This is a genomic window from Nocardia sp. NPDC003999, from assembly GCF_053604885.1.
On record NZ_JBSGIB010000010.1, the window covers coordinates 154,060 to 175,691 of the forward strand.

Annotated in this window: 24 protein-coding genes and 1 pseudogene; 20 read left to right on the forward strand and 5 right to left on the reverse strand. The window is 66.0% G+C overall.

Annotated features, from left to right (window positions below):
* The first annotated feature begins 13 nt into the window (after positions 1–13).
* From ACWESM_RS21090 to ACWESM_RS21125, 8 genes and pseudogenes are all read left to right on the forward strand, one after another.
* Positions 14–1,165, forward strand: coding sequence for an acyl-CoA dehydrogenase family protein (locus ACWESM_RS21090; protein ID WP_452493299.1), 1,152 nt, complete (start codon positions 14–16; stop codon positions 1,163–1,165).
* A gap of 397 nt (positions 1,166–1,562) precedes the next feature.
* A pseudogene (locus ACWESM_RS21095) lies at positions 1,563–2,563 on the forward strand (cytochrome P450).
* 741 nt (positions 2,564–3,304) lie between these two features.
* On the forward strand, positions 3,305–3,634 hold the full coding sequence (locus ACWESM_RS21100) for a WXG100 family type VII secretion target (RefSeq protein ID WP_452493301.1): 330 nt from the start codon (positions 3,305–3,307) through the stop codon (positions 3,632–3,634).
* 32 nt (positions 3,635–3,666) lie between these two features.
* Entirely contained in the window at positions 3,667–3,987 is a 321-nt protein-coding gene (locus ACWESM_RS21105) for a WXG100 family type VII secretion target (RefSeq protein WP_397277498.1), read from the forward strand.
* Positions 3,984–5,498, forward strand: a complete 1,515-nt coding sequence (locus ACWESM_RS21110; RefSeq protein WP_452493304.1) for an ADP-ribosyltransferase — start codon at positions 3,984–3,986, stop codon at positions 5,496–5,498. The genes ACWESM_RS21105 and ACWESM_RS21110 overlap by 4 nt, the downstream gene beginning before the upstream one ends.
* Positions 5,499–5,513: 15 nt before the next feature.
* Positions 5,514–5,771 (forward strand): hypothetical protein, encoded by a 258-nt coding sequence (locus ACWESM_RS21115; RefSeq protein WP_397277502.1) that lies wholly within the window; start codon positions 5,514–5,516, stop codon positions 5,769–5,771.
* Positions 5,772–5,861: 90 nt separating this feature from the next.
* Positions 5,862–6,014: a hypothetical protein gene (locus ACWESM_RS21120; RefSeq protein ID WP_397277504.1), complete on the forward strand. Its 153-nt coding sequence runs from the start codon at positions 5,862–5,864 to the stop codon at positions 6,012–6,014.
* A gap of 352 nt (positions 6,015–6,366) precedes the next feature.
* Entirely contained in the window at positions 6,367–6,546 is a 180-nt protein-coding gene (locus tag ACWESM_RS21125; protein WP_452493307.1) for a hypothetical protein, read from the forward strand.
* A 379-nt stretch (positions 6,547–6,925) separates the two neighbouring features.
* Here the strand turns inward: ACWESM_RS21125 and ACWESM_RS21130 are convergent, their stop codons facing one another.
* Entirely contained in the window at positions 6,926–7,231 is a 306-nt protein-coding gene (locus tag ACWESM_RS21130; RefSeq protein ID WP_397277508.1) for a hypothetical protein, read from the reverse strand.
* Positions 7,232–7,416: 185 nt separating this feature from the next.
* Here ACWESM_RS21130 and ACWESM_RS21135 point away from each other — a divergent pair, with 185 nt between their 5' ends.
* Positions 7,417–7,692, forward strand: a complete 276-nt coding sequence (locus tag ACWESM_RS21135) for a hypothetical protein (RefSeq protein ID WP_397277510.1) — start codon at positions 7,417–7,419, stop codon at positions 7,690–7,692.
* Between the two features lie 154 nt (positions 7,693–7,846).
* Here the strand turns inward: ACWESM_RS21135 and ACWESM_RS21140 are convergent, their stop codons facing one another.
* Positions 7,847–8,068 (reverse strand): hypothetical protein, encoded by a 222-nt coding sequence (locus ACWESM_RS21140; RefSeq protein ID WP_452493309.1) that lies wholly within the window; start codon positions 8,066–8,068, stop codon positions 7,847–7,849.
* A gap of 247 nt (positions 8,069–8,315) precedes the next feature.
* Here ACWESM_RS21140 and ACWESM_RS21145 point away from each other — a divergent pair, with 247 nt between their 5' ends.
* Both ACWESM_RS21145 and ACWESM_RS21150 read left to right on the forward strand, forming a co-directional pair.
* Entirely contained in the window at positions 8,316–9,797 is a 1,482-nt protein-coding gene (locus ACWESM_RS21145) for a phospholipase D-like domain-containing protein (RefSeq protein WP_452493311.1), read from the forward strand.
* A 449-nt stretch (positions 9,798–10,246) separates the two neighbouring features.
* On the forward strand, positions 10,247–11,086 hold the full coding sequence (locus tag ACWESM_RS21150) for an alpha/beta fold hydrolase (RefSeq protein ID WP_452493408.1): 840 nt from the start codon (positions 10,247–10,249) through the stop codon (positions 11,084–11,086).
* 326 nt (positions 11,087–11,412) lie between these two features.
* On the opposite strand, the gene ACWESM_RS21155 is transcribed toward ACWESM_RS21150, so the two are convergent.
* Both ACWESM_RS21155 and ACWESM_RS21160 read right to left on the reverse strand, forming a co-directional pair.
* Positions 11,413–11,604, reverse strand: coding sequence for a hypothetical protein (locus tag ACWESM_RS21155; RefSeq protein WP_355075174.1), 192 nt, complete (start codon positions 11,602–11,604; stop codon positions 11,413–11,415).
* A 100-nt stretch (positions 11,605–11,704) separates the two neighbouring features.
* On the reverse strand, positions 11,705–11,902 hold the full coding sequence (locus tag ACWESM_RS21160; RefSeq protein WP_397277518.1) for a hypothetical protein: 198 nt from the start codon (positions 11,900–11,902) through the stop codon (positions 11,705–11,707).
* A gap of 251 nt (positions 11,903–12,153) precedes the next feature.
* Between ACWESM_RS21160 and ACWESM_RS21165 the strand changes: the two genes are divergently transcribed.
* The 7 genes from ACWESM_RS21165 to ACWESM_RS21195 all read left to right on the forward strand — a co-directional run bounded on the left by ACWESM_RS21165 (position 12,154) and on the right by ACWESM_RS21195 (position 17,340).
* Complete coding sequence (locus ACWESM_RS21165; RefSeq protein ID WP_452493313.1) at positions 12,154–13,080, forward strand: helix-turn-helix domain-containing protein; 927 nt, start codon at positions 12,154–12,156, stop codon at positions 13,078–13,080.
* Complete coding sequence (locus tag ACWESM_RS21170; RefSeq protein ID WP_452493315.1) at positions 13,070–13,276, forward strand: DUF397 domain-containing protein; 207 nt, start codon at positions 13,070–13,072, stop codon at positions 13,274–13,276. The genes ACWESM_RS21165 and ACWESM_RS21170 overlap by 11 nt, the downstream gene beginning before the upstream one ends.
* A 236-nt stretch (positions 13,277–13,512) precedes the next feature.
* On the forward strand, positions 13,513–13,878 hold the full coding sequence (locus ACWESM_RS21175; protein WP_364432204.1) for a hypothetical protein: 366 nt from the start codon (positions 13,513–13,515) through the stop codon (positions 13,876–13,878).
* Between the two features lie 32 nt (positions 13,879–13,910).
* Positions 13,911–14,825, forward strand: coding sequence for an aminoglycoside phosphotransferase family protein (locus ACWESM_RS21180; RefSeq protein WP_452493317.1), 915 nt, complete (start codon positions 13,911–13,913; stop codon positions 14,823–14,825).
* A 293-nt stretch (positions 14,826–15,118) separates the two neighbouring features.
* Complete coding sequence (locus ACWESM_RS21185; RefSeq protein WP_157170822.1) at positions 15,119–15,541, forward strand: hypothetical protein; 423 nt, start codon at positions 15,119–15,121, stop codon at positions 15,539–15,541.
* 40 nt (positions 15,542–15,581) lie between these two features.
* Positions 15,582–16,463, forward strand: coding sequence for an LLM class F420-dependent oxidoreductase (locus ACWESM_RS21190; RefSeq protein ID WP_452493319.1), 882 nt, complete (start codon positions 15,582–15,584; stop codon positions 16,461–16,463).
* A gap of 130 nt (positions 16,464–16,593) precedes the next feature.
* Positions 16,594–17,340, forward strand: coding sequence for a DUF6882 domain-containing protein (locus ACWESM_RS21195; protein ID WP_355075187.1), 747 nt, complete (start codon positions 16,594–16,596; stop codon positions 17,338–17,340).
* A gap of 9 nt (positions 17,341–17,349) precedes the next feature.
* Here the strand turns inward: ACWESM_RS21195 and ACWESM_RS21200 are convergent, their stop codons facing one another.
* Positions 17,350–18,540 carry a hypothetical protein gene (locus tag ACWESM_RS21200; protein WP_452493320.1) on the reverse strand — a complete coding sequence of 397 codons (1,191 nt, stop codon included), beginning with the start codon at positions 18,538–18,540 and terminating at the stop codon, positions 17,350–17,352.
* Positions 18,541–18,966: 426 nt separating this feature from the next.
* Here ACWESM_RS21200 and ACWESM_RS21205 point away from each other — a divergent pair, with 426 nt between their 5' ends.
* The gene (locus tag ACWESM_RS21205; RefSeq protein WP_452493322.1) at positions 18,967–19,551 is read left to right on the forward strand and encodes a hypothetical protein; all 585 of its coding nucleotides are present in this window, start codon (positions 18,967–18,969) and stop codon (positions 19,549–19,551) included.
* Positions 19,552–19,673: 122 nt separating this feature from the next.
* Positions 19,674–21,629 (forward strand): GMC family oxidoreductase N-terminal domain-containing protein, encoded by a 1,956-nt coding sequence (locus ACWESM_RS21210; protein ID WP_452493324.1) that lies wholly within the window; start codon positions 19,674–19,676, stop codon positions 21,627–21,629.
* Positions 21,630–21,632 lie beyond the last annotated feature (3 nt).

Consider the following 21,632-nt stretch of genomic DNA (forward strand, 5'->3'; position numbering starts at 1 on the left):
ACGGAGGAGCGACGTGCGACGAGAGCTGTTCACCACCGACCACGAGGCATTCCGGGAGCTGGTCCGGGGTTTCGTCGAGAAGCGGATCGTGCCGGACTACTCCGCGTGGGAGAAGGACGGCAAGATGCCCCGCGAGATCTTCGCCGAGATGGGCGAACTCGGGCTGCTCGGCTTCGCGTTGCCCGAGGAATACGGGGGCGGCGCGACACGCGACTACCGGTACAACGTGATCCTGCAAGAGGAGGCGGCCCGCGCCTTGGTCACGCTCGGCACCGTGCGCACCCAGCTCGACGTCATCCTGCCGTACTTCCTGGAGTATGCCGATGCCGCACAACGCGATCGGTGGTTTACAGGGCTCGCGTCGGGGCGACTGCTCACCGCGATCGCCATGACCGAGCCGGGCACCGGTTCGGATCTGGCGGGGATGCGGACCAGCGCGGTGCGCGACGGCGACGACTACGTGCTCAACGGTGCCAAAACCTTCATCACCGGCGGCCTGCTCGCGGACCTGGTGATCGTGGTGGCGCGCACGTCCACCGATCCGGACAACCGGCGCGCCGGGCTGACCCTGCTGGTGGTGGAGGACGGGATGCCCGGCTTCACCCGCGGCCGCATGCTGGAGAAGATGGGCTGCAAGATGCAGGACACCATGGAGCTGTCTTTCCACGACGTCCGCGTGCCGGTGGCCAACCGGCTCGGCGCCGAGGGCGCGGCATTCGGCTATCTCGGCCACAACCTGCCGCAGGAGCGGCTGACCGTCGCGGTCGGCTCGGTCGCCCAGGCACGCGCCGCGATCTCCGCGACTGTCGAATACACCAAGCAGCGCAAGGCTTTCGGCACGCCGGTCGCCTCGTTCCAGAACACCAAGTTCGAACTCGCCGCGCTGTCGGCGGAAGTCGAAGCCGCCCAGGCCATGATCGATCGCGCGGTGCTCGAACTGCTCGAGGGCGCGCTCTCCGGCGCGGATGCCGCCCGCGTCAAACTCTTCTGCACGGAGGTGCAGGCCCGCGTCGTCGACCGCTGTCTGCAACTGTTCGGCGGATACGGGTACATGATGGAGTACCCGATCGCGCGCTTGTACACCGATGCGCGTGTAGCGCGTATCTACGCGGGCACCAGCGAGGTCATGAAGATGATCGTCGCCCGCGACCTCGGCCTGTCCTGAAACCGGTGCGGCGTAACGGCCGCCGACTCTGGACGGATATGGCGGGCCGGTGTGCTCGGGGTTCCGGTGATCAGGACTCACCGGACCCTGGGCGAGCCGGAACCCGTGGTTGATTTCATTTTCAACGATTCGCTAGGAATTGCCTGTGCATCTCTCCCGAGACCGGTACCGTGCACAGGACTGATACCTGCATCGTTGCTGGTGACTCGACGCGGACATCGCCGGGTGTAGGAATCGGCGGATTTGGTTCGTGAACAGCACTGCTCTCCGAGCGGGATCGGCGTACCTGCCTCCAGGCGGTGGTCACGCTCGGCGAGGTTCGATCGATTGGAGTCTCGTCTTTGACCGTGCACTACATCCCGGTGTTGCCGCAACAGCGTTCGTCCGCAGGTGCCCGGTGATCCAGGGCGAGCCCACCGGAGGGGGTGGGGCCGCGCTACGCCATCTATGGGGAGGAATTCGCCAACGACCCGCATCGCGCCTATGCCGAGATGCGGGAACGCCACGGTGCGCTGGTCCCCATCGAACTGTCGCCGGGCGTACCGGCTACCCTGGTGATCGGCTACGCTGCCGCACTTCGAATTCTCAATGATCCCGAACGGTTTCCCGCCGATCCACGCAACTGGCAGGACAGTATCCCGGCCGACTCACCGGTGAGGCCGATGATGGAGTGGAACCCGACCGTTCTGCGCAGCAGTGGTGAACTGCATCAGCGCTTTCGGCGTGCTCATGTGTACGCCCTCGACGGGATAGATCTGTACCAGTTGCGCCAGGACGTGGAACGGATCGCCGTCCCACTCATCAACTCGTTCTGTGCGTCGGGGAAGGCCGATCTCGTCACCCAGTACGCGTTCCCGCTGGTTTTCGAGGTGCTCAACCGGATGGTCGGATGCACACCGGAGTTGGGTCAGCGGGTGGCGGCAGGGGTGGCAGCGCTTTTCGAAGGCATCGACGCGGAATGGGCGATGAAGCATGCTCGGCGGCAGCCTGGCCACCCGAGAAGCACTGGACGAGGTGCTGTTCAACGATCCGCCCCTGGCGAACTTCTGCACCACCTATCCACGTCAGCCGGTCCTCGTGGAGGACACGTGGCTACCGGCCAACCAGCCGGTGCTGATCAGCTTGGCCGCGTGCGACAACGACCCGGCCATCCGGGGCGGTGACCTCACCGGCAACCGATCACACCTGGCCTGGAGTTTCGGCCCGCACGCCTGCCCGGCCCGATCACCCGCCTATGTGGTGGTCGAGGCCGCGATCGACCTGCTGCTCGACGCGCTCCCGGAACTGGAGCTGGCGGTGCCGGCCGAAGAACTCGTCTGGCGCCCGGGACCGTTCCACCGAGCACTGGCGGCCCTGCCGGTCGTGTTTCCTCCGTCGCCGCCACCGAATCCTTTGTAGGGCGCGATTCTCGGCAAACTTCACCGATGGACATGTCCGCCTCAGGTTTGCGACCCACTTGTCGCCACGTCTCCACCTTCGTCGCCAGCCTGAGTGCGGCCCACGCCCACCAGCATGCCTTCACCCGTCCGTCCGGCAACGCACGAGATATGCCGAGGTACAACGGCGATTCCCCTAACGGTTCGCGTCGCGGGGTCCAGCCTTCGATTCGGTGCCGATCAGGCTGTCGACAATGGAAACCATCTGATCACCAGCCAACCGTCATCGCACTCGATGGCCGGCTGCGGTGTGAACTCTGAAGGCCGACCCGCACTGCGGCGCCTTCCCTTGGTTGGGCGTCCGGGCCATCCGGACTGAGGATCCGGCCGCCGACCGCAGTTTCGACCATATCGAACACCCAGATCTACATCGTGCGCGCCTGCAAGGTCGCTGACGCCGAGATCTGCGCCCCGTGCCGACATTGCAGAAGTCGCGGCTAGTCGACCCCGGAGCCTTCGATGAGCCATGGAGCGTTACGAAACTGGGATTATCTCTGGCGCTTGCTCGTCGGCACTTGCTTCGACCTGCGGATCCCGGAGCCGCCCTCGTGCGGTCCGTCCGTCGGGCGAGGCTCGCGCATCACACTCGGTTTTGGGTCGGAAGATCCGGTGTGAGAGTTTGAGTTTTGGATGGAACCGAATGACTGTCCGGTGCGTCCAACCATTCGAAACCATCCTGTGGGGGGATGAGAGGGCACAGCAGTTGACGTACGACCCGTCTGCCACAACCACGTTCACCGTGGTTCCTGAAACCGTCTCCGATGCAGGGCGCTATGTGCAACAGACCGCGCAGGCCCTCATCAGCGGGTTGCATTCGGCCAGTGCCGAAGTCGACGGGCTCATGTCGAGCTGGCGCGGCGCGGCGGCCAGCGCATACGCGGGCGCCTGGGACGAGACCCATAGTGCCGCACTCGAGGTGTTCGAAGCGCTGGCTGACATGGCCGACTTGCTGGGCGTGGTGGTCGACCGCAGCGCGGCCGCCGATACGGAGGCCGCGAACCAGTACAGCTCGTTGAGCTTGCCCCCGATCTGACCGCGATCCAACCGAAACCGCTGGGAGAACCCGTGACCGAGTATCGCGTCGATCTCGCGCACCTGGAATCCGTAACCGCCCGAATAGAGGGCTTGAACGGATTTGTGGCCGATTCCCTGGTCGAGATAGACGAACGCATAGCCGCTCTGCAAGGAACATGGAACGGTGAAGCCGCCGAAGCTCACGCCCTGGCTCACGCCGAGTGGATCACTGCCGCTGCGAAGATCCGTGACGGGCTCGCGAGGATGAAGTCCGCCGCCGCATCCGCTCGCAAAGAGTACGAAGCTGTCGTGGCGGCCAATCTGGCTGTCCTCGGGCGTGGCGGTAGCGGTGGCGACGGGGCCCCGCGGTGACCGTGCTCGACGTGTCGGTGCCGGTCTACTACGACACCGCGCAGAAGTTAGCCGATGCCGCGTCGCGATTCTGGATGTCCATCGATGACGAGTGGCCGAACATGGCCATGGCTACGAATATGGCGGGCTCGTATTCGGATGCGAAGAAGTGGGGCGAGTCCTACGACAATCGGGCCGCTGCCATTCTGAGCATGGTATCGAAAATCGCTACCGCCGCGCACGACTACGCCACGATATTGCAGACCCTCGGCTACAACCACGAGCTGGCCGAACACAAAGCAACCATCGGTGAGGCAGCGCCTCCACCCGCCCAGCCCCCGCCGTTCCTGCCTCCGGTGGTGGTGTGCCGAATCCCGTTGCCCTCGGCCGGCGGTCCCGGAAATGGCTTGGTCGATGAGGGCATCGGGCTCGCCGAGATGATCGGCATCATCGTGCCGGACGGCAACGCCACGACCATCTCCAATGCGGGCGATACGTGGGCGCGGACTGCGGCAGCCGAAGCGGTGGCATCTTTCCCGGCCGCGCTCGAGGCGGCGGCCGTGGCCTTCGATTCGCTCACCGCACCCGAAGTCGCGTTCATCGATGAAGACCTGCGCACGGTCAAGGCTTCCGCCGAATCGGTGATCACCGCGATGAACGATCTTGCCCAATCCTGCCGCGACCACCGTGTCGCGCTGGACGAGCTACGCGCCAACCTCAAGACACAACTCGAGGCGATTCGGGATGCGCTGCTGACCGAGCTGGCCATCAACGCGGCCATCTCGATTGCCTCGAGTTGGATCACCTTCGGTGTCTCCGCGGCTGTCGGTGTGGCCGGTGCCGCTGCGATCTGTGCGCGGTATGCCCGGCCGATCCGGCTCATGATCGAGCAATGGCAGACCGAACGCAGGATCGCGGCCGGGGTGAAGCTGGATGAGGATATCGCCCGGCACGTGCGGGACCTGGAAGCTCTCCCGGGTGGGCGCCTGCCGGTCAAACCCGATCCAGTGGGGCCGCCGAAGAAGGACCCGATCGAGCTGCCCAAGATCGAGCACCCCGAAGGCATTCCTAAGGTGGATCTACCGCGGGCGGATATCGATACGATCGGGCGCTACACCGGAAACAGTGCACCACTCAACACCGCCATCCGATCCGGCGAGCCCTTGACACCCGCACAGATAGCCGAACGCGACGCGATGAACGCAGCATTGGACAAGTGCCCCGTCTACGAAGGGCCTGTGACCCGGCGCGTGGACATCTCCCCGGAAGACCTGGCACGATACGAGCCCGGATCAACGGTGACCGAAAAGCCGTTCACCTCGGCGTCCGCCACCTCGGCCGCCGCGAAGGATCTGCCGGTGGAAATGCAAATCTGGTCGGCAGACGGCCGCTACATCGGCCACCATTCCAGCGTTCCCGAAGAGCTGGAAGTCGTGTTCAAGACCGACACCCCGTTTTATGTGGAGAACAAATTTCCCGACCCGGAGACAGGGCGTATCATCGTTCGAATGCGCGAAGTGCCCCGGCCATAGAAAGGACAGAGAACGATGCCGGAAGAGATCAACGGGAAGACGTTTTATGCACCCGGTGAATACCCGCACCCCGTCGACATCTCCGATGAGGAACGGGCGAAGATCGAGGCGGGATGGGCGGCATTCAACGCACGCCGCGACGCTGTACCGGAAAACAAGCGAATCCACTTGCGCGACCGGTTCGGCGACGAAGACAAATTAGGCACCCCCCAGGAAGCCGAATACCTGGCCGAAGTGGAAGAGCGCAAAAAGCGGGGCGAGTACTGGGGGTAACCACGGGAGTCGGGTCGGGGCGGATGCTCATCGGGCGAACTGTGATCACCCGACGGCACGGTCTCCCCGGACTTCGTCGCCGGCCTGAGCGTGGCCCACGTCCACAAGCACGTCCTCACCCGCCCATCCGACACCGCACGAGATGTGCCGTGGCACAACACCGATACCCCGGACGCACCTCGGATCCCCGCATCCGAACTCGACGCGCTGTGCGGCGAACTGGCGGCGGCGCTGCCAGGCTGAGGTAGATCGACTCAACCGCCAGTTCGCCGGACTGGACGACGCGCCGACCGCCGCACCGTTCTGCGCTCGGTGCTGATTGCGGCTCAGTTGCCGGGACAGGCGTCGCGGTCGTGGCTGGTGGGGTGGCCGTCCTTGTCGTACCACTGGCCGTTCGCGTTGCGGGTCCAGCCATGGAAAGCGATACCCGTTTCGCGTGGTCGACAAATTTCCTGGACCAGATGGTCATACCATCATTCAAATGCGAGAATTGCCCAAGTAGGAAGTAACCCAGTAATGCCCGAAAAAATCGGATGACAAAACCTTCTACGCACCGGGTGAATACCCTGGCGACGATGATATCTCTCCCGAAGAGTTGGAGAAGATCAAAGCGGGATTCGCGGCCTGGAATGCCCGCCGCGACGCCGTACCACCAGAGAAGTGCAAGCATCTGCCCGACCGGTTCGGCGACGAGGACAAACTGGGCACTGACGAGGAAGCTGCATACCTGGCCGAAGTGGAAGAGCGGAAAAAGCGCGGCGAGTACTGGGGGTGATCCTGCGAACCCGGTTTGGGCGCGTAAACGCGTCGGGTCGCTGGCCTGCTTATAGGACGGCGGCCATTCGCCGCCCCCACATCTGCATCATGTGCGGTCACGTCGTCTACACGCCGCGCGTCTTCGCGGACTGCGAGCACCCGACGACAGGGTCGACGTGAACCGATCAGTTGGTCAGATCAGAGTCGGCGGCTACTTGATGTTGTACGGGAGTGCGACTCAAACCACGTGACAACAATTTTGGTAATTTTACTGTCGGCTTGTGGAACTGGCCCTCGCATAGGTGCCCGACTGCCGTCTGCCTCTGATCGAATGACGCAACCCTTATGTCGGCTTCGGCACAGAAGGCAGTCTTGAACCGGCCGACCGGCTCGGAGGCCTACACGAAGACTCCTTCGTGCCACCAGCGATCGGGGTCGCTGAACCAGGGGCCGACCCGGCCAGCGCCGAGGACGCGTAATTCGCTCAGGTCGATGTTGTATCTCCGGTAGAGTGCGACGATTTCACACAATCCGCCTTCATCGACGGCTTCGAGATCGATGGTGAGGTACAAGGTGCGCACTCGTCCGTAGTACGACTCGACGCAAGCGATCTTGTCTAGCCACCCGAAGAACGCCGCCTCGTCCTCCGGCGAATAGTAGGTGACGCCGGTGGCCTCGATGACCACGGTGCTGGTATCGCTCACCGTGACTTCCCGCCCGGATACACGTTCGTATAACCACCTTCCTTCTCCGTGAACCCTATCGGTGCGAGCCGGACATCATCGAGTTCTGCAACCGAAAGTTTTACCGTGGCTTGCTGATCCGGGATACGTGCAGCACGCCGGGCGTTGCATTGATGCAGTGGTGGGGGCCGTCCCACGGCGACCACATGCGCCGCACCTACGGCGACGACGACCTGAATTCGAAGGGGCGGAGTGACCAGCGCGAGACCGACGATGTGAGGTCGATCTTCGACCTGCTGTACATCGTCTACACGCAGCGGCGCCGCGCCCACCGGTATAGCGGGGGCGTACCGATTGGACTTTCGGAGGACATCGCCTTCACGATGCTGGAAGCGATACTCGCCGAACCCGGCTACGACCCCACCTCGGTATACACCCGCAGGTCTACCTGCAAAATGTGTTCCCACGCAGCGACGCGTTGAAGAACGAGGCGACGTTTCGCGCAGCATAGGTGCGTCGCCGCGCCGACGGTACATCCGGAGTCGTGTGCGCCCCGGCGGCCCTTCGGAGACTACGCGTCTTGCTCGAACCGATCCCACCCCGCCAGGCGTTGCGTGATCGGGACAGACAGGGCTCTCATCCTGCGATATTTCGAATCGCCGCCAGCGCGTCGTTGATCTCGTCTTCGTAAAAGCCGGTTCGGTAGCGCGCTTCCTGGCTGCCCAGAAACTGAAAGGTGAGATCCAACAGGGGTGGCCACACGTCGGCGATGGACGTCGGCAGGTGCCGCACGAAGTCGCCGGTCGAGTCGGCCGCCTCCTCGTCGCCCCCCTCGCCTTCGGAGGCGACCACCCTCATTCGCGTATCCGGGTCCAGTTGGCGGGGCACGGAACGGACGAGTCGCTGCAGGCAGTCCTGGACCCCGGCATCCCAGCCCAAGGGAGTCAGGAGGTCTTCCCGAACATTCGCTATTCGAAGTCGCGGACCAGCAGGGCGGAACGGGATCGCGGTGACGATGCTCACCGAGAAGGCGAGCGACCGCGCAGTACTGTGGATCGGTCACCTGCGGTGCGGGTGTCCGGCTGGACGAGAGAACTGACTACCCATGAGCGACGAGCGACAAATCCTCATACCCGGCGAAACCTGCTGGCAGATCGCACGGGCCGACCGGCTGGCATGCATTGTCGACGCGGCGGACTATTTCCGCTTTGCCAAGTCCGCCATGTTGCAGGCCCGTAAACGCATTGTGCTGATCGGCTGGGACTTCGATACCCGGATCAAGTTCGAGCCGCAGGAGAAGACTCTCGAAGGGCCGAATCGGCTGGGTGAATTCCTGTCCTGGCTGCCGAAACAGCGACCGGATCTCGACATCTACCTGCTGAAGTGGAATGTCGGCGCGTTCGCGGCGATCGGCCGTGGGATGACACCGATCTTCGTCGTCAATTGGATGACCGATCGGCGGTTGCACCTGGAAATCGATGGCGCGCACCCGATCGGTTCAGCGCACCATCAGAAGATCGTGGTGATCGACGACGCGCTCGCCTTCTGCGGTGGTATCGACATGACCGTCGATCGCTGGGACACCAGCGACCATCGGGACGACAACCACTACCGAACCGAGCCGAACGGCAACCGGTACGGACCATGGCACGACGCGACCACCGCCGTCGACGGCGACGCGGCGAAGGTGATCGGCGAATTGGCCCGGGCCCGGTGGAAGGCGGCGACGGGACAGCAGTTGGCCGCGGTCGACGAGATCGCCGGTGACACGCTGTGGCCGGACGGGTTGGAGCCGACGATGCGGTCTGTGGATGTCGGTATCGTGCGCACCTTCCCCGAGCTCGCCGACCGCGCCGAAGTCAGGGAGGTCGAGGCGCTGTATCTGGCGGCGATCGCGGGCGCCACGCGGTCGTTGTACATCGAGAGCCAGTACCTGGCCTCGCGCACTCTCGCCGAGGCGATCGCCGCGCGGCTACGTGAGCCGAATGGTCCGGAGATCGTGCTGGTACTGCCGCGTCACGCCGATGGCTGGCTCGAGCAACAGGCGATGGATGGGGCTCGCCGCCGCTTACTCCATCTGTTATGGAAGGCCGATACCGAAAACCGGTTCGGTGTCTACTATCCCGTCACCGAGGCGGGCGCGCCGATCTACGTCCACGCCAAGGTGCTGGTGGTTGACGATCGGCTGCTGCGGGTGGGATCGTCGAACCTCAACAACCGCTCGATGGGCTTCGACACCGAATGCGACCTGGCCGTCGAGGTCACCCCCGCCACCGAGGAAGGTGACCTGCTGCGGGACACCATCCTCGGTATCCGGCGCCAGCTGATCTGCGAACATCTCGATGCCGAACCCGCGAAGTTCGACGCCACACTCGCCGAGACGTCGTCGCTGCTGCGCACGGTCGAGACCCTGCGCGGCAACGGCCGGACCCTGGTGCCGTTCGAGCCGGGGACCGTCGAGGACGAAGACAGCCCACTGGCGGACAACGAACTGTTGGATCCCGAACGCACGCCACCGCGCCTGCGGGACAACCCGTTGCTGATCCGGAGTATCCGCAGGCTGAAGATAGCGGTGGGGGTGCGCTGACCGCGGATCGCAACGACCAACCGCCGAACGTCGTTCCACATGCGGTGACGGTGGTCGGCAGCACGCCTATGACGTTGCGCAGCAATTGAAATCAGCATCGGTAGCGTTGGACCGTGAGGTTCAAGCGTTATTCGGCACCAGGAAGGGGAGTGCCGCCGATACTAATCGCGAGGGATGGGACGACATGCAGGACGGCGCGATAAGGCATGGGACGCGCTCACCGGCCTGGCCTCGAAGCTCGGCGTCAGTGTGTCGACGCTGCAGAATCCGGACAGCTCCAACGCGGCGCCGATCATATTTTGAACGCACGGTAATGCCGATCCCGGGTGATTGGGGAGTGAGGACGCGATCTCGGCTGCACCGATGATTTTCGGGTGAATCTGTCGTCGATACCTCTGGAGATGCCGACAGATAGGAGTCCAGGCATGACGAGACCGTTTCGGTTGGGCATGACGTCGGTGCGGGCGAACGGTGTGGATCTCGGCATCGAGAGCTTCGGTCGCGAGGACGATCCGCTGTTCCTGCTGGTCGGCGGCACAACAATGGTCTCCTGGCCCGACGCGCTGTGCGAGCGGCTCGCCTCGGGCGGGCGGCGCGTGGTCCGCTACGACCTGCGCGACTCCGGCGCGTCGACGACCCTCGACCCTCAGAATCCGGCATACAACCTGCGGGATCTCGCCACCGACGCGGCCGCGCTCGTCGAGGTGCTCGGCGCCGGGACCGCCCATCTCGGTGGTGTCGGCGTCGGTGGGATGGTCGCTCAGGTCGCCGCATTGGACCACCCGGACGTGTTCTCCGCACTAACCCTCGTCGGCACCCGGCCGGTGGCCCCAGGCCCGGTCGATGAGGACCTGCCCGACCACGACCGCGCGGTCATGGGCGCGCTATTCTCCCGCCCACGGCCGGACTGGACCGACCGAGATGCTGTCGCGGCGTTCGCCGCCGAGGGCGCCGCGCTGATGGGCGACGATCCGCAGCAGGCGCGGGCGACGGCGGCCCGGATCTGGGATCGGACACCGTCGAGCGATCCCGCGGTGCACCAGGCGAACCAGCTCGGGATGGTGTTCTCCCGGATCGACTGCGCCCCGCGCTGGCGGGAGCGGCTCGGTGAGCTCGACGTGCCCACGCTCGTGGTGCACGGTCGCGCCGACCCGTTCTTCCCGGTCGGCAACGGTGAGGTCCTCACCGCCGAAATCCCGGGGGCGCGACTGCTCGTCCTCGACGACATGGGTACCGCTCTGCGCCCAGCGGCGGCCGACCAGGTCGCTGCCGCCATGCTCGCCCTGTAACCGCCCGGCTGGGAGGCATCCTGAGCCAGCGGCACGCACCATAATGCCGCTGATCGCGCTGACCGAACCGGCCCGGCGCGGCACCTCGGAAGATCAACGAGCAGTAGTGCGCGTCCGACGCTGGCCGATCGCACCCTCATGCCCAGTACAGGGCGTCCGCAGGAGCGTGTACGCGACCTCGACCGCACCGATGAATTTCGGGTGGCTCCCTCGTCGAATGGAGTGTCGAACTCGAGGCGTCGCCTGCTGATGCCGAGCAGAACAAGATGCGCACATGTGGGCTCGCCCTGCGCTCCGGCGCCAGCGTAAGGCGCCGAGTAGCTCGCCTATCCCGTCGGTGCGTGCCATCGCGTCGACAACTGGCATCCCACCGCGAACTCTTCGGCGTCGCGCAGCGCTCTGCCCGCGATGAGGTCCAGTTCGAGCGAGTCGTCGCCGTATCCGGTTGTCGCCGCGATCATCTGGCGGGCGGTGGACCGGATCGCCGACTTGTCGCCGGTCACTGTCCAGCGGTTCACGGCAGGCACGTGGATGAGCCAGCGTGGGCCGCAGCAGTGCACTGTGACGCGGTAGTGGCGCACGGTCACGGCCTTCGCGCGCGGACGGCCCGATGGCGGGTCACTCGGTCCACGACAGGGCTTCGGTGAGGGTCACCGGAGGCGGGGGAGGGGTCGGCACCCCGCCTCCGGGACGTTCGGGTGTGTCGGCCCACTGCCGCAGCGCGTCGGCGTAGCGCTCGAGCACGAGTAGCGGCACGCCCTTGTAGGGGGCGCGAGCCCGTGGGAACGGAACGCGTTGCGGTAGTGCGTTGGTCATGTGTCCTCCCACTGTCCGAGTGGCGGCGAACGGGGAGTAACGCCGCGCCGACCTCGCGGTCAGTGGAGCACCGGATGCGGGCCGTATGGATATTCCCGCGCGAATTCGCGACAGAAAGTGGCGAAAGCCCTGGACACCTTCCAGCGACCCTGCACAATAGCCTCCGGTGGGGCGAAAGACCGCCTTCCACAAGGACTTTCGGAACATTCCAGTCAGTGGGTGTGAATATTCCACGGAAGGGAGCAAACAGCATGGGGGAGAGCGATGGGGGCGCCGGTATTCGGCAGCTCAAAGCCGACATTCGCGGGACGGGAGGCGTTCCACACCGCAGCCTCGGCCGCTGCCTGCGCGGCATGAGGCAGGAGGCGGGGTTGTCCATCGAAGTGGCGGCGCGGGCCATCGGGCGCGGAGCGGGGACGCTGCACCGTTTGGAAACCGGTGCGCCGAACGTGGTCGTCCGGGAGGAAGATCTGCGGCGGCTGTGCAGGCTGTATCAGCGGGTGGACATGCTGCCGGTGTTGAAATCGCTCGCTGCACAGGGGAGGACGCCGTCGTGGTTGGACGAGTTTCCCGATCAAGTGAATCCGACATTCAACGCCTACATCCAGATGGAGGCGGCGGCCTCCCATCTCACGAGCTACCGTACTGATCTGCTGCCCGGCATCTTTCAGATCCCCGAGTACGCGCGTGCGCTCGACCGGGTGTACTTCCCGATGGATACCGCCGAGGAGATCGAGCGGAGGGTGAGGGTTCGTCGCAACCGGCAAGGGTTGATCACCCGCGATATCGCCCCGCTGAACGCGATGCTGTTGCTGGACCAAGCAATGACCAGGCGAGTGGTCGGTAGCCCTCGCGTCATGTCGGTGCAGTTGCGGCACCTGGCGGACCTGCCGCCGAATGTTCGCGTGCAGGTGCTTCCATTCGGGGCAGGATATCCGCTGGGGACTTCCACCGGACCGTTCACAATTCTGGACTTTGCAGCAGACAACGACGGGCGGGTGCTGGAGCCATCGGTGGTCTACGTCCAGAGCTACACCGGTGATATCTATCTGGAGCGACCAGGCACTGTTCGCCGCTATCGGGCTGCAATCGAGGTCATGCAGCGGGTAGCGTTGGACGTGCCGAGTAGCAAACGCCTGTTGCGGCAGGCAGCGAAGGAGTTCGACTGTGTCCGTTGATCTATCCGGAGCGCGCTGGTTCAAGAGCACTCGTAGTTCCGCCGGTAGTGACTGTGTCGAGATCGCGCATCTGGACGGCGGGCGCGTGGCGGTTCGTGACTCGAAGAATCCTCACGGTGGGGCGTTGGTGTTCACGCCCTCGGAGTGGGATGCGTTTCTGTCGGTCGCGCGGGGCGGCGAGTTCGACCGATCTTGAGCTCCGCCTGCTCGATCGCCGGTGTTCATCGAGGACCGCAGTAGGTACGCTTCTGCGGCCAGCAGTACTTCCGAGACCGAGGGCTTCGACGGATATCGTGCGCTACATCGGCTGCGTCGGCGGGTCGGGGGACCTGCCGACCTCCTCGCGCAGTGCACCGCCGATATCAATGATCGACGGTGTCTTCAGCACCGGCACCGCATACATTTCATGACGCGGCGAGACCGAGGAGACCGATGAGTACACCGATTCCGCCGCGAACGTTGACCGACCTCGAAACCAGTGTCGCCATGAAGCTGCTGTCGTCGGGCGACCCCTGCGCCTCCGAGTACCAGGCGCAGGTGCCGTATTCGCAGGTCGTCGCCACCTGGGGTATCGGTTCACCCAGCATCGATCTGGCGGTGCGGGCCGGTGCGGTGCGAGCATCCGGTTCGCCGGACGGGATCTTCGCCAGCGGAGGGGTCACCGACCGCAACGGATCACCGATCGGCGAGGTCATACTGTGGGTCGAGAACGGCTGGCTCAGCGGAATCGAGTACGCCTGGTATACGGACGAACGCCCGCACGCGCTGCCCGAGCCCGGTCGAATCGAGCTTCTGTAGCGCGAGATGATGATTGGGCCATATTGAGCCGCATGCCGCACACCGAGATCGAGATCACCGCGGAGTTGGTGCGGGATCTACTGCGTGACCAGCACCCCGACCTAGCCGACCGCCCTGTGCGGCTCGGCGCGCGTGGCTGGGACAACCAGCTGTGGCGGCTCGGCGACGACCTGGCCGTCCGATTGCCTTGGGCGACAGAGTCCGCCGACGCGTTGCTGCGCAAGGAATACACCTGGCTGCCTGACCTCGCTCCGCGTCTTCCGCTGCCGGTTCCCGTTCCGCAGCGCTTCGGTGGGCCCTCCGAACGGTTTCGGCGGCCGTGGATCGTCACGACCTGGGTGCAGGGCGAGGCTGCCGACCGAGCTCCCGTCACCCACGGCGCGAAGGCTGCCACCACCCTGGCCGCCTTCCTGAGGGCACTTCACCAACCTGCCCCCGAGCACGCGCCCGAAGGCCGCGACCGCGGAGGGTCGCTGGCCGGTTGTTCCGACAGGTTCGCCGAGCAGCTCGCAGCAGTCACCGAGTTAGGACTGATCGCCGATCCCGACGCCGTCCGCGCGGTCTGGGAAGACGCTGTCGCCGCACCGGATTGGAACGGACCGGCGCTATGGCTGCACGGCGATCTGCATCCGGCCAACGTCCTCACCGCGGATGGCGCGATCTGCGGGGTGATCGACTTCGGCGACCTCTTCGCCGGCGATCCGGCTTTCGATCTCGCTGCCGCGTGGATTCTGCTGCCCGACGGTGCCACCGACCGCTTTCATGACGCCTACCAGTCGTCCATGGATACGGCGACTCTGCGGCGCGCCCGCGGATGGGCAGTGTTACGCGCCTTCGCGGGCATCCTCATCGCAGACGCCGGGGTCCACGGCCGCCCTGGCGGCAAGCCGACATGGGGTCCACCCGCCCAGGCCGCACTGCGACGCCTCATCGCCACCCATCGCTGATCGTGCGCGTGCCCCGACGCTTCAGGAGACGGTGACGACCTGCGCAGGGTTCGAAAAGCTACTATCTACCGGTTGTCTCGCCGCTGCGATATCAGTGATGCGCTCGAGCTTCGGCCCGTGATCCCTTCGGGTCGATGCTGTATCTGCGGTACATGTCGTGCGGCGTAACGACTAGAGGTTGATCACGGATAAGACGTGCAGCCGGGCCGGTGTTCTCGAACTCCCGGTACCGAGGCCCGGCGGCCGTGTATCCGGGCATGTCGATCAGTGTGCAGACTCAGAGGGGAAAGATCATGCGCTCAGTTACCAAATTGGCCACGACCGCCGCTGCCGCCGTAGTGGCCTGCGCCCCGGCGTTCGTCTTCGCCGGTACCGCCTCGGCCGAGGCCGTCAACCTCCCGGTGCTCTACACCACGGCGACGGAAGCGGGCCTGTGCTACGGCACGATTCGCGGGAACGTTGACCAGGACTCCTCCCAGGGACTTCACCTCACCAGCGCCTTCGAGGGCATCGGCACCTGCGCCACCACCGCCTACGTCTCCTGGCACAACATCGACACCGGCGCGCGGGGGAACACCACGATCAAGCTGGTCGGCTCCTGGTACAACTCCGCCACCATCCCCTCCGGCCCCGGCCACGTCGAGTTGTCCGTCACCACAAAGGAAATCTTCCACTCGCCCGATTCGGTCCAGGTGCAGTACGTCATCCCGGGGTGATCGGCAGTGAAGCCGGGCATCACGGCCGCGGCAAGTCGCATTGGCGGCCTCGGGTTCGGCAGGTAACTTCGAGCAAATGGATGCTGGCGTAGCCTACTTCCCGACCCACGACGGCCTCGGGCCCGCGGAGCTCGCTCGAACCGTTGAGGAGCGCGGCCATCGGTGGCTGATGTGGGCCGAGCACACGCACATCCCGGCGGCGCGGAAGACGCCATGGCGCGGCGAGCAGGGCGCGCCGCCGCTGCCGCGAAAATACGCGCACACCTACGACCCCTTCGTGGCGAGCGCCTACGCATTGGGCGCCACGAAAGCGCTGCGGGTCGGGACCGGTATCGCGCTCGTGGCCCAGCGCGACCCGATCATCACCGCTAAGGAGGTCGCGTCGCTCGATCATCTGTCCGGCGGGCGATTCGACTTCGGCATCGGCGCAGGCTGGAACCGTGAAGAGATGGCGAATCACGGCACCGATCCACGGACCCGGATGAAGCGCATAGGCGAGTACGTCCGAGCGATGAAGGTGATCTGGACGCAGCACGAGGCCTCGTTCGACGGCGAATTCATCTCTTTCGACCGGATCTGGAGCGACCCCAAGCCGATCCAGCGGCCGCACCCGCCGATCCTCGTCGGAGGCGGCGGGCCGACGGTGCTGGATCGCGTGCTCGAATACGGCGACGCGTGGATGCCCAATCACGGCCCCGGGATCATCGAGCGGATCACCGAGCTGCGCGAGCGGGCCGATCGCCCGATCGACGTCGTCGTGATGGGCGCCCCCGTCGACGACCTCGAGGCTCTCGAATCCTATGCGGAAGCGGGAGTCGACCGCGTGCTCTTCTGGTTGCCGTCGGCACGCCGGAGCGTCGTCGATCGCGAGCTCGATCGGGTCGAGGCGACGATGGCCGAGTTGCACGACCGCCCGGTGTGAAGTCGGAGGTGGAGTCGCCCCGGTTTCCTCCCGCACCCTTTGCCGGGACGGCCGCCCGCTCGGGGCTGAGCACGGCCCGACAGCCGGTCCGGAAGCGGAGCGATGGCTCCGCGTTGACTACGCTGACGCGGTGTCCCAATCCGTGCCACTGACGAGACTTCTCGATGACGCGGGCTTGCTGTCGCTCGAGCACCGCCTGCACCTCGAGGAGGTGCTCGGCGCACACGTGTTGGAGGCCGACCTGGACGGACGTCGGCTCGAATTCCTCGGTGACGAAGGCTCCTTCGTGTGCACCGACGTCCACCTGCTCGGAACGGCGGATGCCGACACGTGGCTGTGGGGATGGGTCAACCCGTGGGGCTACCCGCCGTCGCTGCTGCGCGCGGCGGAGACGGTGCGCGAGTTCGGGTCCCGCTACCGTGTCGCCGAATTGTGTTCGGCCGAACTGCCCGTGGTCCTCGGTGGCGCGGCGCCGGAGCCTTATCAGGTGGCCGGCTTGATGGCGGATGCCGCGAAGATCGTCTGCGGGCGCTGGAACTCCTACTGTGGTGTCATCGATGGCGCCTGCGTGGCGTTCCTCATCGACCACCCGGCCTTCGAATTGCCCGCGCCCACCCCCTCCGGCCTCGCTCGCGTGCTGGCGCACGGCTTCGGAGCACTGCCACTGACGGATCACCGGCGTGCCGTGTACAGCTACCTCACCCGGCGGGGACTGAACACCGAATTCCTCGACGACTACCGGTTGCTGGAATTCGGCGACGACGGTCTCGCCGGCGAGGTCGAGTTCGACGCTTCGGGTCGGATCGCGAACCTCGATATCCGGATCGTCATGGACGGGATCGACGCACCCTTCGAATCGCAGCCCCAGCCGGCGTGAGCCGCCCGGTCAGCTCGGCGGGAACTGTTGCTCGAACCAGCCGATAATCTCGGGGACGGCTATCCGTGCCGTTCCGGCGTGGTCCACGTCCCCCAGGTCCCGCAGCGTGGCGTCGCCGCCGAGAGCTTGCAAGCAGTGCTCGGCATTCGGAAACGGCACGGCGCGGTCGCCGCGGGCAGCGTAGAGGTGGACCGGCACCCGCGGCGTCCAGTCGCAGGTGCCGTCGCTCTCGGTGATAGCCGCCGCGGTGGCGCCGGTCGGCTCGGCGGCGGACCGGACGAACCCGGGGGTCAGCAATTGTCCGGGGGTGGGCGCCAGCGAGGTCACGATGGTGATCTCGGTGTGGAAGCCGTCGAAGAGTTCTTCGACTTTGTCGGCGTAGGGCTGCTGGAAGGCCTCGGTCGGGTCGTCGTAGAGGTGGTGGATCCGGTTCATGGAAGTGATCCAGTAGGAGAGGAAGAGCACCGCCGCGCCCGGTAGGACCCGCCCGTCCAGTGCGGCGGGCGCCTGGACGTGCCGTAGGTCGTAGGGTCCGCTTATCGGGGCCAAGGCAGCCACCCCGAAACCCGGGATCGCGCCGGAGGCCAGCGCTTTCCCGAGCGCCATCGCGGCGTGGCCGCCTTGGGAGAAGCCGGTCACCAGCACGTCCGGATCGAGCTCTCGGCGCTGCTGGGCCACGAGGGAAGCGGTCGCGCGCAACAGGTCGGCCGAAGCGCTGACCTCCGAAGGCGCATGGGTGTAGGGATGCGTTCCCGGACCGTTCCCGAGGCCCAAGTAGTCCGGTGCGGTCGCCGCGTAGCCCGCGGCGGCGAAGGCCACCGTACGCAGCCGATCGGGGAGGTTGCGGGTGTCGACCGACGGCGCGTCGCTCTTCAGCGTCATGGTTCCGTGCTCGTAGCTGACCACCCGCAGCCGCCGGGAGTCCGTGCGCGGCAGCGCCACCAGCCCGCTGGCGGTGGTCGGGTCGCCGTGCGGGGTGATCGTCCGGTACTCGATGCGGAAGGCGTCGACGCCGTTGCGCACCGGAGTGGAGATTCCACCGTTGGTCAACAGCGCGGCGGTCTGCTCGGGCGGCAGACTCAGCAGGGGCGTCGTGGAAACGATCTCACCGCGGGCGGGCGGCGGTTCGTGTTCGGTCCCGCAGTCGGCGGCTGCCAACAGGACGACCACCGCGACCAGGCAGCGCCTCAGACGGTACATCCGTCGGTCCTCTCGACGATCATCGGCTTCGTTCCATCATCGCGCGTACGCGTACAGGTCGTCGGGCGGTGCGGCCGAGCCGCCGGGATCTGGGGGTGGTTTCGGGTCTCGTGGAAGGCTCGAAGTTCGCGGCGGGCGGAGGGAAGCCGCTCCGATCGTCCGCATCCCCCGCGTCCGGTGCCTGGTCGTAGCTGATCCGGCCACACGCAGTTCACCCGACCGTTAAGTAAATGGCTGTTTCAAGCAATATAGGGCTATCTACCAGTCCAGAGAAGCGATATGTTATGAATCATTATCGTCGACTGTGGTAGTTCGGTGTGATTGCTACCCGGGCGGCGTGGGGTTGTCGACGCTACCCGGCCGACGCCGTCCGGGCGGCGTCGACACCCCATCGCGGCTGATCGAGGGACTACCCGAGGAGTGGGCATGAGCACGCCGACGGCGAGCGCGACTACCGAGATCTACTTTCGCGCGGCGGCCGCGACCCTGGTCGAGGCAGCGACGGTGCTTGCGGACTTCGGATGCTCGCCGGTCGACGTCTCCGGGATACTCGAGCGCTCGCGCCGAGTCGAGCACGCGCTCGGCGTGGTCATCGGCAACTTGACCGCCGCGCTGGAGTCCGAGCCCGTGGCCGCCGACGGCGCGCAATTGTCCGAACTCGGGCGGGCGCTCGGCCGCGTCGTCGAACGGATCCGGGCGGCAGCAGCGCTCGCGGACGCCCGCCTCGTCACGTCGGTGCCGGACGAGGTGCTCGAAGTCGTGATGACGATAGGTCGCTGCGCGCATCTCACCGCTGCGGCAATGGGCGCCTGCGACCAACCGCTGCTCGGGTCATATCGCGCCGAGTTGCTGCGTCTCGCGGTGCACGCCGAGCGGACGTTCACCCGGTGGTCGCTGTCGCGGCCACGGACCGGCGCGAACCCGACGGCGGAACTCGGCAAGGCGCTCGTCTCGGTCGTGCACGCGTTCCTGGCGGTCGGTTACGCGGCCGCGATCGTGATAAGGGCGTGAACGCTATGTGGCCATGCATTCTTTCCCAGGATCCGAAATCACCAGGGCAAACGGGTCTTTAGTTAGTGGTTGTTCATGTCGTGTGATAGAACTCACTGGCGAAACGAAGGGGACTGTTCGACATGGAACCAACAGCCAAGCAACGCGCGGCGATGAACGTCATCTGCGACACGTTCAACCCCGGCGACGGGTTGACGCTGCCGTCGGCGAGCGCGCTCGGAGCCGTTGACACCGTCTTCCAACTGCTGGGGCGCAATCCGCGCGAGGCGGAGAAGAAGCAACTGGCCACGCTGCTGAACCTGTGGGATTCCCGGCTGACCGGCCTGCTCACCGGCAGCGGTCTCCGGCGCTTCTCCCGCCTTTCGCAGGAGGAGCGGGAACGGGCATTGCTGCGGCTGGCCGATTCGCGTTTCGAATCCGTGCGGGTGATCTTCGGGGCGCTCAAACAAGCGTCGCTGCTGTCCTACAACATCACTCCCGGCCCGACGGGCGTCAATCCGCTGTGGAAGGAGATCGGGTATCCGGCCCCTTCCGGTCCGCTGACCACGGCGCCCGCGCCCGTGTTGACACCGCTGCGCTGCACCGAGACGACCGAATTCGACTGTGATGTAGTGATCGTCGGTTCCGGCGCCGGAGGCGGTGTGGCCGCCGCGGTATTGGCCGAAGCGGGCCTGGACGTCGTGGTGCTGGAACGCGGAAACTACTACGACGACCGCGATTTCGGCGCGGGCGAGCTGGACGGGTTGCAACACCTGTACGCACCGGGGCCGCCGGGCACCGCCGACGGTCAGATCACCCTCGTCGCGGGCACGTGCCTGGGGGGTGGGACGGTCGTGAACTGGAGTACGTCGTTGCCGACGCCGGAGGATGTCCGGGCGGAGTGGGCCGCCCTGGGCGCCGCCCAGTTCGCCGAGGACGAATTCGGCGACGCGCTCGACGTGGTGCGGCGGCGGCTCGGTGTCACCGATCGGCGGTCGGTGCTGTCGGCTCGCGACGGCGTTCTCGAGCGCGGCGCCCGCGCGCTCGGCTGGGAGGTGGACACGTTGCCGCGCAACGTGACCGATGCCTGCGACGCCGGTGTGGAGTGCGGCCGGTGCGGTTACGGCTGCCGCCTGGGCGCCAAGCAGTCGGTGACCAAGACCTGGCTCGCCGATGCGGCGGATCGGGGCGCGCGACTGGTCGTGGACGCCGACGTGCGGCGGATCAGTGTGCGAAATGGTCGCGCGGAAGGCGTTTCGGCGGTCACGTCCGACGGCGTGGCGATCGAGGTGCGCGCTCGTGCGGTGGTGGTGGCGGCCGGTGCGATCCAGACTCCGGCGTTGCTGCGGCGCTCCGGGCTGCGCAACCAGAACATCGGCCGTCATCTGCGCCTGCACCCGGCGGCCGCGGTGTTCGGGGTGTTCGAGGAAGAGATCCGGCCGTGGGAGGGCGGCTTGCAGACCCGGATCTGCCGCGAGCACAGCGATTTGGACGGCAACGGCTACGGCGTGATCTACGAAACCGGCCCGATTCATCCCGGTCTCGCCACCGGGTTCATGAGCTGGCGCGGCGCCGAGAACCATCGGACCACCATGCTCGATTTCGCGCGTTCGAACGCGATCGGCATCATCACGCGCGACCGCGATTCGGGCACTGTGTCCGTCGACCGCGGCGGTGAGCCGATCGTCAACTACCGGTTGTCGGACTACGATGCCGCCCATTTGCACACCGGGTTCGAGGGGGCGGCGAGCATTCTGGAAGCAGCGGGTGCGCAGCGCATCTTCTCCGGGCACCAAGCGGGCGTCTCCTACGAACCGGGTCGCCGCGGCTCGCACGCCGATTTCGCCGCCGCGTGCCGGGCCGCCGGATACGGACCGGGGCAATGCTCTTTGGGCGCACTGCACATCATGGGTTCGGCGCGGATGGGCGGCTCAGCGGAAACCTCGGCCACCAACCCGGACGGCGCCACGTGGGAGGTGGCGAACATCGTCGTCGCCGACGCCTCCAGCTTCCCCACCGCGTCGGGCGTCAACCCCATGGTCTCGATCGAGGCGATCGCCTACATGAACGCGAAAAGGCTTGTCGCGCGGTTGAGCTGAATA